Source organism: Allobosea sp. Root670 (genome assembly GCF_001429415.1).
Classification (GTDB): Bacteria; Pseudomonadota; Alphaproteobacteria; order Rhizobiales; family Beijerinckiaceae; genus Allobosea; species Allobosea robiniae.
Genome location: NZ_LMJU01000017.1, coordinates 359,650 through 376,556 on the forward strand (window position 1 = coordinate 359,650; position 16,907 = coordinate 376,556).

General features: G+C 67.1%; 14 protein-coding genes. 8 read left to right on the top strand and 6 right to left on the bottom strand.

The annotated features are described in order from the left end of the window. The first annotated feature begins 48 nt into the window (after window positions 1–48). From fghA to ASE61_RS19705, 3 genes are all read left to right on the top strand, one after another. Entirely contained in the window at window positions 49–885 is an 837-nt protein-coding gene (gene fghA / locus ASE61_RS19695) for an S-formylglutathione hydrolase (protein WP_061969795.1), read from the top strand. Window positions 886–964: 79 nt separating this feature from the next. Further along, on the top strand, window positions 965–1,429 hold the full coding sequence (locus ASE61_RS19700; RefSeq protein WP_082617570.1) for a low affinity iron permease family protein: 465 nt from the start codon (window positions 965–967) through the stop codon (window positions 1,427–1,429). A gap of 168 nt (window positions 1,430–1,597) precedes the next feature. Then, window positions 1,598–2,467, top strand: a complete 870-nt coding sequence (locus ASE61_RS19705; protein ID WP_061969797.1) for an outer membrane protein — start codon at window positions 1,598–1,600, stop codon at window positions 2,465–2,467. A 59-nt stretch (window positions 2,468–2,526) separates the two neighbouring features. On the opposite strand, the gene gpmI is transcribed toward ASE61_RS19705, so the two are convergent. Continuing rightward, window positions 2,527–4,041, bottom strand: a complete 1,515-nt coding sequence (gene gpmI / locus ASE61_RS19710; protein ID WP_061969799.1) for a 2,3-bisphosphoglycerate-independent phosphoglycerate mutase — start codon at window positions 4,039–4,041, stop codon at window positions 2,527–2,529. Window positions 4,042–4,155: 114 nt separating this feature from the next. On the opposite strand from gpmI, the gene ASE61_RS19715 reads away from it, so the two are divergent. The 4 genes from ASE61_RS19715 (at window position 4,156) to ASE61_RS19730 (ending at window position 9,253) form a co-directional block, all read left to right on the top strand. Further along, complete coding sequence (locus ASE61_RS19715; RefSeq protein WP_061969800.1) at window positions 4,156–4,905, top strand: haloacid dehalogenase type II; 750 nt, start codon at window positions 4,156–4,158, stop codon at window positions 4,903–4,905. 22 nt (window positions 4,906–4,927) lie between these two features. Continuing rightward, the gene (locus tag ASE61_RS19720; protein ID WP_061969802.1) at window positions 4,928–5,614 is read left to right on the top strand and encodes a glutathione S-transferase family protein; all 687 of its coding nucleotides are present in this window, start codon (window positions 4,928–4,930) and stop codon (window positions 5,612–5,614) included. A gap of 133 nt (window positions 5,615–5,747) precedes the next feature. Next, on the top strand, window positions 5,748–7,421 hold the full coding sequence (locus ASE61_RS19725; protein WP_061969804.1) for a formate--tetrahydrofolate ligase: 1,674 nt from the start codon (window positions 5,748–5,750) through the stop codon (window positions 7,419–7,421). A 71-nt stretch (window positions 7,422–7,492) separates the two neighbouring features. Then, a complete protein-coding gene (locus ASE61_RS19730) occupies window positions 7,493–9,253 on the top strand; it encodes a diguanylate cyclase (protein WP_061969805.1) in 1,761 nt (586 codons plus the stop codon). A gap of 9 nt (window positions 9,254–9,262) precedes the next feature. Here the strand turns inward: ASE61_RS19730 and ASE61_RS19735 are convergent, their stop codons facing one another. Beyond that, complete coding sequence (locus tag ASE61_RS19735) at window positions 9,263–10,300, bottom strand: L-idonate 5-dehydrogenase (protein WP_061969807.1); 1,038 nt, start codon at window positions 10,298–10,300, stop codon at window positions 9,263–9,265. A gap of 130 nt (window positions 10,301–10,430) precedes the next feature. Here ASE61_RS19735 and ASE61_RS19740 point away from each other — a divergent pair, with 130 nt between their 5' ends. Then, window positions 10,431–11,198 carry an SDR family oxidoreductase gene (locus ASE61_RS19740; RefSeq protein WP_142113099.1) on the top strand — a complete coding sequence of 256 codons (768 nt, stop codon included), beginning with the start codon at window positions 10,431–10,433 and terminating at the stop codon, window positions 11,196–11,198. A gap of 123 nt (window positions 11,199–11,321) precedes the next feature. Here the strand turns inward: ASE61_RS19740 and glmM are convergent, their stop codons facing one another. From glmM to ybgF, 4 genes are all read right to left on the bottom strand, one after another. Further along, window positions 11,322–12,665, bottom strand: coding sequence for a phosphoglucosamine mutase (gene glmM / locus ASE61_RS19745; RefSeq protein ID WP_061969809.1), 1,344 nt, complete (start codon window positions 12,663–12,665; stop codon window positions 11,322–11,324). A 159-nt stretch (window positions 12,666–12,824) separates the two neighbouring features. Then, window positions 12,825–14,750 (bottom strand): ATP-dependent zinc metalloprotease FtsH, encoded by a 1,926-nt coding sequence (ftsH, locus tag ASE61_RS19750; protein ID WP_061969811.1) that lies wholly within the window; start codon window positions 14,748–14,750, stop codon window positions 12,825–12,827. Window positions 14,751–14,861: 111 nt separating this feature from the next. After that, entirely contained in the window at window positions 14,862–15,833 is a 972-nt protein-coding gene (gene tilS, locus ASE61_RS19755; RefSeq protein WP_082617607.1) for a tRNA lysidine(34) synthetase TilS, read from the bottom strand. Window positions 15,834–15,913: 80 nt separating this feature from the next. Next, window positions 15,914–16,858 carry a tol-pal system protein YbgF gene (ybgF, locus tag ASE61_RS19760; protein WP_061969815.1) on the bottom strand — a complete coding sequence of 315 codons (945 nt, stop codon included), beginning with the start codon at window positions 16,856–16,858 and terminating at the stop codon, window positions 15,914–15,916. Window positions 16,859–16,907 lie beyond the last annotated feature (49 nt).

The following is a 16,907-nucleotide window of genomic DNA, read 5'->3' on the forward strand; positions in this document are numbered from 1 at the left end:
CGCCCCGGAATGACAGGCGTCGTGCCAAACCTCTGAAGGACCCGCCCAATGGAACTCCTCTCGTCCTCGAAGGCCTTCGGCGGCTCGCAGCGCGTCTATCGGCATGACAGCGCGGCTTGCGCCTGCCCGATGAACTTCGCGATCTACCTGCCGCATCAGATCGAGGACGGGCCGGTTCCGCTGCTCTGGTATCTCTCGGGCCTGACCTGTACGCACCAGAACGTCATGGACAAAGGCGAATACCGCGCCGCAGCGGCCGCCAACGGCATCGCCATCATCTGCCCGGATACGAGCCCGCGCGGCGAAGGCGTGCCGGACGAACCGGAGAACTGGCAGTTCGGCTGCGGCGCCGGCTTCTATCTCGACGCAACCGAGGCCCCCTATGCGAAGAACTACCGCATGGAGAGCTATATCCGCGACGAATTGCCGGAGCTGGTCGGCAGGCATTTCCCGGTCGACATGAACCGGCAAGGCATCTTCGGGCATTCCATGGGCGGTCATGGCGCGATCACCCTCGCCCTGAAGAATCCCGAGCGCTACCGTTCCGTCTCCGCCTTCGCGCCGATCACCCAGCCCTCGACGGCCGGCTGGTCGCGCCCGGCCTTCGAGAAATATCTGGGACCGGACGAGACGCGCTGGCGTGCCTATGACTCGACCCTGCTGATCGCCGACGGCCACCGCGTCCGCGACCTCTTGGTCGACCAGGGCACCGCCGACGGCTTCCTCGAGGAAGGCCTGCGCCCGCAGCTTCTGGATGTCGCCTGCGCCGCCGCCGGCATCCCGCTCCAACTGACCATGCGCGACGGCTACGACCACTCCTACAACTTCATCTCGACCTTCATGGCCCAGCACATCGCCTGGCACGCGGAACGCTTGACCGCATAAGGCGCCCCAGCGGGAACGGTCGCCACTCCGGCCGCGTTGAGAGCATCACAGCCTCAACCGGCCCAAGGGGGATCGTTTCATGGCCAAGCGCCGCATGCCGCAGAGCGACCGCTCGCTGTTCACGCGCCTGTCGCAAGCCGTCGCGCATTGGGCCGGCCGGCCACAGACTTTTCTGGGCGCTGCGGCGCTGATCGTCGTGTGGGCGCTCTCCGGCCCGTTCTTCGGCTACAACGATACCTGGCAACTCGTCGTCAACACCTCGACGACGATCGTTACCTTCCTGATGGTCTTCATCATCCAGAACAGCCAGAACCGCGACACCGCGGCGATGCAGATCAAGCTCGACGAATTGATCTGCCGGCTGGAGGGCGCCCGAGAGGAGCTGCTCGATCTGGAGGAGCTCGACGAGGACAAGCTCGAAGCGATCCGGAACGAATTCGAGGCGATGGCCGCCAAGGCCCGCAAGCTCGCCCCCTCCGCCGGGGCAACGCCCCTGCCCTCGCACGAACCGCGGACAGGTTCTTCTCCCTCCGCTCGGGCGTGAAGTCCCACGCTATACGGGCATCCAGCCGGGCTCCGGAGCTTTCTTCATCCGCCGGTAAGGTTAGCGCTTAAGGTTAAGTGTCGTTTAAGAAATCACTGGCATGTTCCTTCCCGTTGGTAACACGCGCGGGCTGCGTTCTTGCGCCGCGCAAACGCGAAGGACACTGCCATGGGCAGCCTGAAAACTCTCGCGCTGGCGGGCAGCCTGGCCCTCGGCGTCTCCGCCGCGGCACAGGCCGCGGATCTCGCCTACGCACCGCCGCCCCCGCCGCCGGAGCCGCTCGGCCTGAAGGGCACGATCTCGAGCGGCATCTATCTGCGCGGCGATATCGGCGTCGGCATCCAGAGCGTCGGCAAATATCACCAGGACGATGTCGCCCAGTTCGGCGGCGCCTTCTTCGGCAAGAGCGACAATGCCGCCTTCTTCGGCGGGCTCGGCGTCGGCTATCGCTTCAACAACTGGCTGCGTTTCGACGTCACCGGCGAATATCGCGGCGCCGGCCAGATCGGCGTGAACGACATCGTCTTCAACCCGTTCAACAACGGCAACCAGACCAACACCTACAAGGGCAACCTGACCTCGCTGGTCACGCTGTTCAACGGCTATTTCGACCTCGGCACCTGGAACTGCCTGACGCCCTATATCGGCGCCGGCATCGGCTTCTCGCAGAACCGCATCAGCGGGCTGACCGATCAGGGCTCACTGACCGGCAACTTCAACGGTTCCACGCTGGGCTATGCCAATAGCGGCAGCAAGACCGATCTCGCCTGGGCCCTGATGGCCGGCGTCGGTTACGAGGTGAACAAGAACCTGACCCTGGAAGTCGGCTATCGCTACCTGAACCTCGGCGACGCCCAGTCGGGCCGCCTGATCAACGCCTTCACCGGGCAGGTCCAGGCTCCGCTCAAGGCCAAGGACATCGAGAGCCACGATTTCCGCATCGGCATGCGCTGGAATTTCGGCGACCCGAACTGCTGCGGCCCGGTCGAGCGTGAGCCGATCGCCTACGCCCCGCCGCCGGTCGTGCGCAAGTACTGATCGTCCAGCCTATCGAGACACGAAGCGGCGCGGGTCATCCCCGCGCCGTTTTGCTTTTGTCAGCGCAGCAGCGATTGCCCGGTCATCTCGGCCGGCTGCGCCAGCCCCATCAGCGCCAGCAGCGTCGGCGAGATATCGGCGAGACGTCCGTCGGCGAGCCCCTTGGCCTGCCCGCCGACCAGCATCAGCGGCACCGGGTTGGTGGTATGGGCCGTATGCGGCTTGCCCGTCACCGGATCGACCATCAGCTCGGCATTGCCATGGTCGGCCGTGACGAGCATCGCGCCACCCTGCCGCTCGATGGCCTCGGCAATGGCGCCGAGCCCCGCATCGACCGTCTCGACCGCCTTGATCGCCGCGGCGAGCACGCCGGTATGACCGACCATGTCGGGATTGGCGAAGTTGAGCACGACGAGATCGTAACGGCCTGAATCGATCGCCTCGACTGCTTTGCGCGTCAGTTCCGGCGCCGACATCTCCGGTTGCAGGTCATAGGTCGCGACCTTGGGTGAGGGCACCATCACCCGGTCCTCGCCGGCATAGGGCGTCTCCTCGCCACCGTTGAAGAAATAGGTGACGTGCGGATATTTCTCGGTCTCGGCCATGCGGACCTGCTTGCGCCCGGCCTTGGCGACGGTCTCGCCAAGCCCGTTGGCCAGCGTCTGGGCTGCGAACAGCATCGGCATGATCTTGTCGAGTTCGGCGCTGTAGGAGGTCATGCTGACCGCCTTGACCAGCACCGGCCGCCGCGAGCGGGTGAAGCCGGCGAAATCCGGTTCCAGCACCGCCGCGAGGATCTCACGGATGCGGTCCGAGCGGAAATTGAAGCTGAGCAGCCCGTCGCCGTCCCGCATCCCGGCATAAGCGCCGATCGCCGCCGGCAGGATGAACTCGTCGGTGACGTTCTCCGCGTAAGCCGCGGCGATCGCGGCCTGCGCATCGGCGAAGCGCTCGCCTTCGCCCAGCACCATCGCCCGCCAGGCCTTCTCGACCCGCTCCCAGCGATTGTCGCGATCCATCGCGTAATAGCGGCCGGAAACGCTGGCGATGCTCGCGCCCGCCGGTAGCGCCGCGGCGAAGGCTTTCACATACTCCGCGGCCGATTGCGGCGGGGTATCGCGCCCGTCGGTGAAGACATGGACATGCACGGTGACGCCCTGCGCGGTCAGGATGCGGGCGAGCGCCACCGCATGGTCCTGATGGGCATGGACGCCGCCCGGCGAGATGAGGCCGAGAAGATGGCAGGCGCCGCCGCTCGCCTTCAACCCGGCGACGAGGCCGGTCGCTTCGAGAGCCCCGGCGATCGAGCCATCGGCGATCGCCTGGTTGATGCGCGGCAGGTCCTGCATCACCACCCGGCCGGCGCCGAGATTGAGATGGCCGACCTCGGAATTGCCCATCTGCCCGGGCGGCAGCCCGACATCCAGCCCCGATGTGTGCAGGAAGGCATGCGGCCCCGCCGCCCAGAGCCGGTCGAAATTCGGCGTGTTCGCCAGCCTGACGGCGTTGTTCTGGCTCTCCTCGCGCCAGCCCCAGCCATCGAGGATCATCAGCATCACGGGGCGAGGCGGCATCGGCTTGACCTGTCTGGAACGGTGAAAGGTGCTTGTGCGGATACCATGCGCCACACGGCCTATGCGAGTGTTATGAAGGTTGGGAACGCGACGAAGCCGCAACGGAGGAGACGCATGTCGATCAAGGCGCTGGTTTTCGATGCCTATGGCACGCTCTTCGACGTCCAGTCGGTCGCGGCCGTCACCGACGCCGCCTTTCCCGGCCATGGCGCGACGATCACGCAGGTCTGGCGGCTGAAGCAGCTCGAATACACTTGGCTGCGCGCCCTGATGGACCGCTATGAGGATTTCTGGACCGTCACCCGCGACTCGCTCGATTTCACGCTGAGAACGCTCGGCCTCGCCGCGTCGCCCGAGCTCGTGGCCAGGATCGCGGCAGCCTATGATGCGCTGTCCCTCTACCCCGAGGCCCGCACCGCACTCGAAGGCCTCGCCTCCTACCGCCTCGCCATCTACTCGAACGGCAGCCCGGACATGCTCAAGCGGCTCGTCGCCCATGCCGGCATCACCGACCTCCTGGAAACCGTGATCAGCGTCGACGAGATCGGCGTCTACAAGCCCGATCCGCGCGGCTATGCCCATGTCGAGAAGCGGCTCGGCCTCTCTCGAAACGAGATCCTGTTCGTTTCTTCCAACGGCTTCGACATCGCCGGCGCCAAGGCGCATGGCTTCCATGTCGCTCGCATCGAGCGCGTGCCGGCCGGCCGGCTGCGCGGCGAGCTTGCTGCCGCTGCGACGATCGACCCCACGCTGATGTTCAAGGCGCTCCGGATGCAGCCGGAGCAGCTCGGCTTCCAGGCCGATGCGACCATTGCCGCGCTGACCGATCTCGTCTCCTATGTCGCCGGACTGAGACAGGCCTGACGCGCCGCGCGTGGAGACCCCGATGATCAAGCTCTACTATCACCCCTCGCCGAACCCGGCGAAGATCGCGCTGTTCCTGGAAGAGGCCGGCCTGCCCTACGAGATGGTGCCGGTCGATACCCGCAAGGGCGAGCAATTCGCGCCGGACTTCCTCGCGATCAACCCCAACGCCAAGACACCGGCCCTGACCGATGGCGACGTCACTGTCTTCGATTCCAACGCGATCCTGCTCTATCTCGCCGAGAAGACCGGTCAGTTCCTGCCGGAGGACACGCCGAAAGCGCGCGGCGAGATGCTGTCCTGGCTGATGTTCGTCGCGACCGGCATCGGCCCCTATTGCGGCCAGGCGGTGCATTTCAGCCGCTTCGCGCCGGAGAAGCTGCCCTATGCCATCAACCGCTACGCCCGCGAGGCCGAGCGGCACTGGGGCATCGTCAACGACCTGCTCGCTGGCCGTCGTTACATGCTGGGCGACCGCTATACGCTGGTCGACATGTCGATCTGGGGCTGGGCGACGCGGCTCTCCTTCGCCGTGGGCGAGACATGGCCGGAGATGTTCCCGCATGTGAAACGCCATCTCGACGAGATTTCGGCCCGCCCCGCAGCGCAGCGCGCCGTCGCGCTGAAGGACCAGTTCGCCTTCAAGGCTGATTTCGATGCCGAGGCCCGGAAATTCCTGTTCCCGCAGAACGCCCATCTGGCTGGCTAAGCCAGACCCGCGCCGCCTGTGCATCATGGCCGCCCCGGCGGCAATAGCGCTGGCGGCGACGAGGTTTTCGCGCCAGTGTCCGCGCGGTCCCGCGCTCGGGAGACGCGGGCAGGAATAGCCTCCGAGAGGACGAATGCCGACCGATATCGAGATCGCGCGCGTAGCCACGCTGCAGCCCATCGCCACGATCGCCGCAAAGGCGGGCATCCCCTCCGAGGCGCTGAACCCCTACGGCAAGTACATCGCCAAGATCGACACGCAGGCGATCCCCGGCTTCGAGGCGAAGCCCGACGGCAAGCTGATCCTCGTCACCGCGATCAGCCCGACGCCCGCTGGCGAAGGCAAGACCACGACCACGGTCGGCCTCGGCGACGGGCTCTCCCGCATCGGCAAGCGCGCGATGATCGCGCTGCGCGAGCCCTCGCTCGGCCCGAGCTTCGGCATGAAGGGCGGCGCCGCCGGCGGCGGCTATGCCCAGGTCGTTCCGATGGAGCAGATCAACCTGCATTTCACCGGGGATTTCCACGCGATCACCAGCGCGCATAACCTGCTGGCGGCGATGATCGACAACCATGTCTACTGGGGCAATGGCCTCGGGCTCGACACCCGCCACATCGCCTGGCGGCGCGTGATGGACATGAACGACCGGGCGCTGCGCTCCATCGTCTCCTCGCTCGGCGGCGCCAGCAACGGCTTCCCGCGCGAGGACGGTTTCGACATCACCGTCGCCTCCGAGGTCATGGCGATCTTCTGCCTCGCGCGCGACGCGGCCGACCTCGAAGCCCGCCTCGGCCGCATCGTCATCGGCCGCACGCGCGACAAGCGCCTCGTCACCGCCGCCGACATCAAGGCGACCGGCGCGATGAGCGTGCTGCTCAAGGACGCGCTGATGCCGAACCTCGTGCAGACGCTGGAAGGCACGCCCGCCTTTGTCCATGGCGGCCCCTTCGCCAATATCGCCCATGGCTGCAACTCGGTGATCGCGACGAAGGCCGCGCTGAAGCTCGCCGATTACGTCGTCACCGAGGCCGGTTTCGGCGCCGATCTCGGCGCCGAGAAGTTCTTCGACATCAAGTGCCGCAAGGCGGGCTTAAAGCCCGCCGCTGCCGTCGTCGTCGCAACGGTCCGCGCCCTCAAGATGCATGGCGGCCTCGCCAAGGACGCGCTCGGCCGCGAGGACCTGAAGGCACTGGAGGCAGGGCTTTCCAACCTCACGCGCCACGTCAACAATCTCAGGAAGTTCGGCGTGCCGCCGATCGTGGCAATCAACAACTTCACCAGCGACACCGCCGCCGAGCATGAATTGATCCGCAACTATTGCCGGAACCATCTCGGCGTCGAGGCGGTGATCTGCCGGCACTGGGCCGAAGGTGGCGCCGGCACGGAGGAGCTCGCCCGCAAGGTCGCCGCGCTCGCCGACGAGGGCGAGGCCGATTTCGCCCCGCTCTATCCCGATGCCATGCCGCTGCGGCAGAAGCTGGAGACGATCGCGCGCGAGATCTATGGCGCCGGCGGCGTCGCCATCGATGCCAAGCTCCAGGCCCGCTTCGCCGAGCTGGAGGATGCCGGCTTCGGCGACCTGCCGGTCTGCGTCGCCAAGACCCAGTATTCCTTCTCGGCCGATCCGACTTTGCGCGGCGCGCCCTCCGGTCACACCGTTCCGCTACGCGAGCTCCGGCTTTCGGCTGGCGCCGGCTTCGTCGTCGCGATCTGCGGGGACATCATGACCATGCCCGGCCTGCCGCGCGAGCCGGCGGCCGAGCGCATCCATATCGATAAGCAAGGGCGGATCGAAGGACTGTTCTGAAGGCTGTCTTCTTAAAGCTTACGCAACGGATCGGCCCCTACCCTGCGCAATCCCGCAAGGAAGTCGATCCGATGAGCCAGGCCGAGGCCGGTCTGCCCCGCACGTACAGCCTGAAGACCCGGGTCATGGGCTGGACGCTCGCCATCCTGGTCGCGATCGCGCTCCCCGCCGGCGCGGCCTTCCTGTGGCTCGTCGACGCGACCGTGGTGAAGCTCGGCACGCTCGTCGCCGAAAAGCAGATCCTGTTCGATCGCTATCGCGGGCTGGAAGCGCTGATGCGCGAGGTCTCGCTGGCCGAAACCGTCGCCCGCTCGCCCGCGATCGTCGACTGGGCCGAGAACGAGGCCGATCCGGTGAAGGCCGAACGCGGCCTGGCCGAACTCGAGCATTACCGCCAGTCCTTCCGGGATCGCAGCTACTTCACCGTCATCGCCGGATCGGGCAACTATTACTTCAACGACAGGGACAACAGCTACGAGCACGATCGCAAGCGCTATACGCTCTCAGTCGGCAATCCGCGCGACGGCTGGTACTACAAGACCGCGGCTTTGGGCTCCGGCTGCCACCTCAATGTCGACAACGACGACAATCTCCGCGTCACCAAGGTCTGGATCAACTGCGTCATCCGCAAGGACAGCCGTGTGCTGGGCATCATCGGCACCGGGCTCGACCTGACGCAGTTCATCCGCGAGGTCGTCGACATCCCGCAGACCGGCGTCCAGAGCATGTTCGTCGATCGCAGCGGCGCCGTGCAGGCCCATCGCGACGCGAACCTCGTCGATTTCCACAGCCTGACCAAGGACATCGCGTCCAAGAAGACGATCTACCAGCTCGTCGACAACGATCCCGATCGCAGCCTCCTCGGCGAGATGATCGCCCGCGTCGGGGCCGGCGACGATCTCGTGCAGTCGCGCTTCATGCATGTCGGCGGCAAGCGTGTGCTGGTCGGCGTCGGCTATCTCGACCGGCTCGGCTGGTTCAACGTCACGGTGATGGATATCGACCGCATCATCGACCGCAGGCTGTTCCTGCCGCTCGGCCTGCTGTTCGGGGCCGTCCTGCTGGCGGCGGCCGCCCTGATGACCCTTCTGTTCAAGCGCGCCGTGCTCGACCGGCTGGCGCGCGTCGAGCATGCCGCCAGTCATGTCCGCGCCCGCGAGTTCCGCGCCGTCGCGATCGATGCCGGTCGCGACGAGATCGGCCGGCTGTCGCAGGCCTTCGGCACGATGGCCCGCAGCGTCGAGGAGAACACCGCGCGGCTCGAGGAAGCCGTGCGCGAGCGCACCGAGCAGCTCGAACGGTTGGCCCATGCCGATCCGCTGACCGGCGCCCTCAACCGGCGTGGCTTCGAGCAGGCCTTCGAAAAGAGCCGTAGCCGCGCCGGGCGGACCGGGCATCAGGCGGGGCTGCTGCTGGTCGATCTCGACAATCTCAAGCCGCTCAACGACAGCCATGGCCACCAGAGCGGCGACGAGGTGATCGCCGAGCTCGCCCGGCGGATGACCGCGTTGCTGCGTGATCGCGACATCTGCGCCCGCTGGGGCGGCGACGAGTTCATCCTGCTCTTGGACAATGTCGACCGCGACGCCTTGTCAGCCATCGCCGCGGCGATCGTCACGGCGGCTGCGGAGCGCCCCGTCACCCTCGGCAACGGCGCCTCCGTCACGGTCAGCACCAGCATCGGCGCGACCCTGCTGGAGCCACAGGATACCTTGACCGAGGCCACGCGCCACGCCGACGAAGCGCTCTATGTCGCCAAGCGCAACGGCCGCAACGGCTTCGCCATCAGCCCGCCGGAAGAGGTCTCGCTCCGCCGGCGCAGCAACGGTTGAAACCGGTCATCAGGCGAAGTCGAGCTGAACCTTGATCGCCTTCGACTTGTCGGCGGCAAGGTCGAACGCCTCGACCGCCCGGTCGACCGGGATCGATGCGGTCAGCAAGGGCGACAGGTCGATCGAGCCCGAGCCGATCATCGCCACCGCCCAGTCGAATTCCTCGTGGAAGCGGAAGGAACCGCGCAGGTCGAATTCCTTGGCGACGACGACATTCATCGGCAGCGTGAACTGGCCGCCGACGCCAATCTGGACGATGACACCGCCCGACCTGACCACGTCGAAGGCACCGGTCAGCGCGTGCTGGTTGCCGGACGCCTCGAACATCACGTCGAAGGCGCCCTTCTCCGCGCCGTACTCAGCCTTGAGCCGCTCGGGCTCGGCCGCGACATTGACCGTCGCGGTCGCACCCATCTTGCGGGCGACCGGTAGCGGCCCGTCGACAACGTCGGTCGCGACGATCTCGGAGGCGCCCGCCGCCTTGGCGGCCAGGATGGTCAGCGCACCGATCGGCCCGGCTCCCGTCACCAGCACGCGCTTGCCGAGCAGTGGTCCAGCCCGCTTGGCGGCATGAAGGCAGACCGAGAGCGGCTCGGCGAAGGCAGCCTCGGCCGCCGTGACGCGCGGCGCCACCTTCACCGCCTGCCGCTCCTCGACCACCAGCACATCACGGAAGCCGCCCTGCACATGCGGGAACCGCATCGCCGAGCCGTAGAACAGCATGTCGGTGCAGTGCTGCTGCAAACCCATCTGGCAATAGCGGCAATGGCCGCAGGCGCGGCTCGGATTGACGGCGACGCGATCACCCGGCTTCACCCGCGAGACCTCGCCGCCGATCGCCTCGACCCGGCCGGCGATCTCATGGCCGAGGATCATCGGCTCGCGCACGCGGATCGTGCCGAAGCCGCCATGCAGGTAGTAATGCAGGTCCGAGCCGCAGATGCCTCCAGCCTCGATCCGCACGCGCACGTCGCGCGGCCCGAGTTCGGGCGCGGTCGTCGGCTCGACCCGCAGATCCTTCTCGGCATGAATGACGACGGCACGCATGGCACGCTCCCGAATTCACCGCGCGACGGCGCGCGGCACCATTGTCTAATCGATTGAAACCTGCTTACCCAAAGCGGCGCCCCGGGCGCAAACCGAAATCGCCGCATCCGGCATTTTGCGAGGATACGCCATGTCGCTGTCGCTGTTCAGTCTCGCCGGCAAGATCGCGCTCGTCACCGGCTCGGGCCAGGGGATCGGCCTCGCGCTGGCCGAGGGGCTCTCGGATGCCGGCGCCCATGTCGTGCTGAACGGGCGCGACAAGGCGAAGCTCGAACGGGCGCAGCAGGCGCTGATCGCGGCCGGCCGCAAGGCCTCGATCGCGCCCTTCGACGTCACCGACCAGAAGGCGGTCGAGGCCGGCGTCGCCATGATCGAGGCCGAGATCGGCCCGATCGATATCCTCATCAACAATGCCGGCATGCAGAAGCGCGCGCCGATCACCGAATTCCCGGTCGAGGGCTGGCACGACGTGATCAACACCAACCTGCATTCGGTGTTCTACGTCACCCAAGCGGTGACGAAGCGCATGGTGCCGCGCAAGCGCGGCAAGATCATCAGCATCGGCTCGGTGATGAGCGAGCTCGGCCGCGCCACCATCATCCCCTACACGGCGTCCAAGGGCGCGGTGAAGATGATGACACGAGGCCTCGCCGCCGAACTCGGCAAGCACAATATCCAGGCTAATGCCATCGGCCCCGGCTATTTCGCCACCGAGATCAACGCCGCGCTGATCGCCGACGAGGCCTTCTCGAACTGGGTCTGCAGCCGCACCCCGGCCGGTCGCTGGGGCGAGACGAAAGAGCTGGCCGGCGCCGCGATCTTCCTGTCCTCGGCGGCGAGCGACTACGTCAACGGCCACCTGCTGATGGTCGATGGCGGCCTGACCTCGGTGGTGTGAGGCCTATCCGTCATTCTCGGGCGAAGCGAAGCGCAGACCCGAGAATCTCATGACGAGAAAGCACCGGAGCCTCCTCCGGCAGGAGATGCTCAGGGCTCAAGCCCGAGCGTGACGTGCCCTTTATCAGGCCGCAGCCTTGGTCACCGCCTCGACGACATCGTCGACAGCACGCTCGACCAGGTCGCGGTCATCGCCCTCGGCCATGACGCGGATCACCGGCTCGGTGCCGGAGGGGCGGATCACCAGGCGGCCGCTCTCGCCGAGCAGCAGCTTCGCCGCCTCGATCGCGCTGACCACCTGCTTCTCCTCCAGCGGACGGCCCTTCTTGTAGCGGACATTCTTGAGGATCTGCGGCAACGGCTCGAAGCAGTGGCAGACTTCCGAGACCGGCTTGTCCATCCGCTTGACCACGGCAAGCAGTTGCAGCGCCGCGACGAGACCGTCGCCGGTCGTGCCGAAATCCGAGAGGATGATATGGCCCGACTGCTCGCCGCCGAGGTTGAAGCCGTGGTTGCGCATGTGCTCCAGCACATAGCGATCGCCGACCGCGGTCCGGGCCAGCGACAGGCCCAGACCAGCGAGATACCGCTCCAGCCCGAGATTGGACATGATCGTTGCGACGATGCCCGGCGCCGAGAGCCGGCCGTCCTCCAGCCAGGAGCGCGCGATCACGGCCATCAATTGGTCGCCATCGACGATGTGCCCCTGCTCATCGACCACCAGCACCCGGTCGGCATCGCCGTCGAGCGCGATGCCGACATCGGCGCGCAATTCCCTGACCTTCGCCACCAGCGTCGCGGGGTGGGTCGAACCGACATCGTGGTTGATGTTGAAGCCGTCGGGCTCGTTGCCGATGACGATGACCTCGGCACCCAGCTCCCACAGCGCTTCCGGCGCCACCTTGTAGCCGGCGCCATTGGCGCAATCGAGCACGATGCGCAGCCCCTCGAGGCTCATGTTGCGCGGCATGGTGCGCTTGGCGAACTCGACATAGCGCGCATCGGCGCTGTCGATGCGCTTGGCCCGGCCGAGCTTCGGCGAGGCGGAAAGGCGGGGCGTCAGGTCGCCATCGATCAGCGCCTCGATCTCGCGCTCGACCTCGTCGTTGAGCTTGTAGCCATCGGGGCCGAACAGCTTGATGCCGTTGTCCTCATAGGCGTTGTGCGAGGCGGAGATCATCACGCCGAGATCGGCCCGCATCGAGCGTGCCAGCATGGCGACCGCCGGCGTCGGTATCGGGCCGAGCAGCATCACGTCCATGCCGACCGAGGTGAAGCCTGCAACCATGGCGTATTCGATCATGTAGCCGGAGAGGCGGGTATCCTTGCCGATCACGACACGGTGGCGATGTTCGCCGCGGCGGAAGGCGAGGCCCGTCGCCTGGCCGACCTTCAGAGCGAGGTCCGGCGTGATGACGCCGTTCGCCCGCCCGCGAATGCCGTCCGTTCCGAAATATTTGCGCGTCATCGTGATTCGGTTCCATGGAGCGCATCGCGCCCGTTTCCGGCGTTCTATAGCCAAAAAACCTTTCCGCCTTCTCACAAATTATGACGGAGCGTGACATCGCGCCCGGGCAAACGAAAAGGGCGGCCTCTCGGCCGCCCTTCGTAATCCACTCGATTCGCCTCAGGCCTGCGGCTGCGGCTCCAGGCCGGCATCCGGTTCGCCGCGCTTGCGGCCCTTGCCCGCGCTCGGGACGGCCGAGCCGCGCGGAGCATGCGGCGTGTCGTCGGCATCGCGCACAGGGCGCTTGCCGGCGATCAGGTCGCGGATTTCCTCGCCGGTCAGCGTCTCGAATTCGAGCAGCGCCTCGGCCACCGCGACGAACTCCTCGTGATGATCGGTGAGGATCTTCTTGGCGTCGGCATAGCCCTCGTCGACGAGGCGCTTGACCTCGGCGTCGATCTTCTGCGCCGTCGACTCGGAGACCGACTGGCTGCGCCCCATCGACATACCCAGGAAGACCTCTTCCTGATTGTCGCCATAGGCGACCATGCCGAGCTCGGACGAGTAGCCCATCTGCGTGACCATGGCCTTGGCCATCTTGGTCGCCTGCTGGATGTCGCCGGTGGCGCCCGAGGTGACGTTCTCGCGTCCGAAGGTCATTTCCTCCGCCACGCGCCCGCCCATGGCGACCGCGAGCTGCGAGGTGAACTCCTTGAACTTCATCGAGTAGCGGTCGCCCTCCGGCAGGAACTTGACCATGCCGAGCGCACGGCCGCGCGGGATGATCGTCGCCTTGTGCACGGGGATGCCGGCCGGGACATAGAGGCCGACGATGGCGTGACCGGCCTCGTGATAGGCGGTCAGCTTCTTCTCTTCCTCGGACATCGCCATGGATTTGCGCTCGGCGCCCATCATGACCTTGTCCTTGGCGTCCTCGAATTCGCCATGCGTGACCATGCGCTTGCCGCGCCGCGCTGCCAGCAGCGCCGCCTCGTTGACGAGGTTCATCAGGTCGGCGCCCGAGAAGCCGGGCGTGCCGCGGGCCAGGATCTTGAGGTCGACATCCGGCGCCATCGGCACCTTGCGGACATGCACGCGCAGGATCTTCTCGCGGCCGGCGACGTCCGGGTTCGGCACGACGATCTGCCGGTCGAAACGGCCCGGCCGCAGCAGCGCGGGATCGAGCACGTCCGGACGGTTCGTCGCGGCGATGATGATGACGCCCTCGTTCGGCTCGAAGCCGTCCATCTCGACGAGGAGCTGGTTCAGCGTCTGCTCGCGCTCGTCGTTGCCGCCGCCGAGGCCGGCGCCGCGATGGCGGCCGACCGCGTCGATCTCGTCGATGAAGATGATGCAGGGCGAGTTCTTCTTGGCCTGCTCGAACATGTCGCGGACACGGCTCGCGCCGACGCCGACGAACATTTCGACGAAGTCGGAACCCGAGATGGTGAAGAACGGCACGTTGGCTTCACCCGCGACGGCACGCGCCGTCAGGGTCTTGCCCGTACCGGGAGGGCCGACGAGCAGCACGCCGCGCGGGATGCGCCCGCCCAGCCGCTGGAACTTCTGCGGATCGCGCAGGAACTCGACGATCTCCTGCAAGTCTTCCTTGGCCTCGTCGATGCCCGCGACATCCTCGAAGGTGACGCGGCCATGGGCCTCGGTCAGGAGCTTGGCCTTGGACTTGCCGAAGCCCATCGCCCGGCCGGCGCCGTTCTGCATCTGGCGGGACATGAAGATCCACAGGCCGATGAAGATGACGAAGGGCAGCGAGTTGACCAGCAGCGCCATGAACCACGGCGTGCCTTCCGACGGCGCCTTGGCCGAGACCTGAACGCCCTTCTGGGCCATGGTCCTCAGGAGGTTCGGGTCGTGATAAGGCGCGTAGCTCACGAAGCTGCGGCCATCCGAGAAGGCGCCGGAAATCTCCTGACCGGCGACGACGACGTTCGATACGCGTCCGGCCTCGGCCTCGTTGATCAGCTGGCTGTAAGGGATTTCATTGGTGCTGGCGCGCTGGCTCGGACTCTGGAACAGGGTGACCAGCGCCAGGACCAGCAGAAAGATCACCACCCAGAGGGCGAAATTACGAAAATTCGGATTCATTCCCAGTCCGATCGGGCCTCCCGGAAGAACCGGATGAGGCCTAGAGTTTCCCGACTACCAATTTAGGTGTCGCACACGCCCTTGCCAAGGGAAAGCAATGACGTGGCGGCACTATGACGCCGAAGGGTGAACGCCGCGTCGCCGCGGCGGCTCCAGTTGCAGCGTCAGCACGCCGTCGCGGCCAAGCGAGAGAACGCAGCCGGACAAGGTCCGCCGCAATGCGAGGCCGGCGCGCGCCGCATCCATCAGGGCCGCCCCGCAGGCCTCGAGCCGTTCCAGCCGGCCATGGCCGTCGCCACCCGGCGCCACCGCATCGAGCGCCAGCGCCAGGACCCGCAGCAGGATTTCCTCCGGCTCGGCGGCCAGCCTGGAAAAGCGCAGGCGCAGCCCGTTGTCCGCGCCTTCGTCCGGCAGCATCGCCTCTGCCAGCACGTCGCGGGCCCGCTGCGCGGCAGCTTCGTCCAGCCGCGCCATCCGTTCCGCCAGTCGCCCCAGGCGCTCCGCCGTCAGCCCCTGTTCCGCCAGAACCGGCATCGTCTCCCGCCAGCGCACGCGCTCGAAGCGTCGGTCGGCATTGCTGGGATCGCGCACGAAAGGAAGCCCCCGCGCATCGGCCGTCGCGACGAGCCGTGCCTTCGGGATGCCGAGCAGCGGCCGGACAAGGGGAACGCCGTTGACCGCGCTGCGCCCCCGCATCCCGGCGAGCCCCGAAGGCCCGGAGCCATGGGCGAGGCGCATCAGCATCGTCTCGGCCTGATCGTCGAGCGTATGGGCCGTGACCAGCGTCGCGCCGCCGAGCCGCCTCGCCTCGTTCGCCAGCAGGGCATAGCGGGCGCACCGCGCCTCGGCCTGCAGGCCGCTGGTCGGCTTCAGCCCCTCCCAGCGCAGGGTCGCATGGCCGATGCCGAGCGTCGCGCAGAATGCCGCGACAGTGGCCGCCTCTTCCGCCGATTCCGGGCGCAATCCGTGATCGACCGTCGCGGCATGGAGTGGCGGCCGGCCCGAGGACTGTGCCCAGGCGGCGAGAAGCGCCAGCAGCGCGATCGAATCGGGACCGCCGGAGACGGCGATGAGGAGGGCCATCTCACGCGACAGCCCTTCAAAAGCAGCGCCGGCCTCGGCGAGCGAGACCGGCGCGAATGCGCTTGCGTCGGCAGCCGCGCTCAAGCGCAGCCGGAGCGGCGGCGCTCGCGTGCAACGCCCTGGCGCACGGCGTTGGAGGCCGAGGGGTAATCGACGCCGACCTTCGCATAGGTGGCGCAGGCCTGTTCCTTGGCGCCGAGCCCGTTGAGCGACATCCCGAGCTTGAGCAGGCTGTCCGGCGCCTTGGCGGCCTTCGGCGATTCCCGGGAGATCTTCAGGAACTGCTCCGCCGCCTCGCGATAGCGCTGGCGCTGCAGATAGCTCTCGCCGAGCCAATAGGTCGCGTCGACCGCCTGCCGGTCACGCGGGTAGCTCTGCAGGAACTGGCGGAAACCCATTTCGGCCTGCTCGTATTCCTTGCGCCGGAGCGAGGCGAAGGCGAGATCGTAAGCTTCCTTGGCGCTCTGCGGGCCGCTCGCGGCAGCGACGCTCGCGCCGCGCGGCCTGTCCTGCGGCATCCCGCCTTGCGGCACCGGGCGCCCGACGCCCTGGAGATCGAGCGGCTGGCCCGTGGCCGGGCCGCCGGCATAGTCGTCCTCGATGATGCCGGCGATCGCGCCGCCGCCACCGAGTTGCTGCGGCGCGCCGGCCGCGCCCTGCTGCGTCGCCGGGTCGAAGGCATCGCTGCGGCGATGCCGCTGCGGCGCGGCGCCTGCGGGAGGCGCCCCTGTCGGTCCGGGAGCAGCCGAATTCGGACGCCCGCCACCGCCCTTTTCGTTCAGGCGGAAATCGACGTCTTCCTGGAATTTGCGGAGCTGCTCGGACAAGCGCCGATTCTCGAACTGGAGCTGCTCGATCTGGCCGGACATCTGGCGCAACTGGTTCTCGAGGCGCGTCGTGCGGACCAGCAGATCGGCGGCATCCTGTGCCGAAGCCGGCACGGCGCCGCCAGCGAGCGCGGCGGAAAGGGCCAACGCGGCCAGTCCCGGGCGGGAGAGATGGCGGGCTAGGAGAGAACGAAGCATCGCTGAAACCGGTTTCCGTACATGTCGCGCGCTGTCTCTATACCATCAG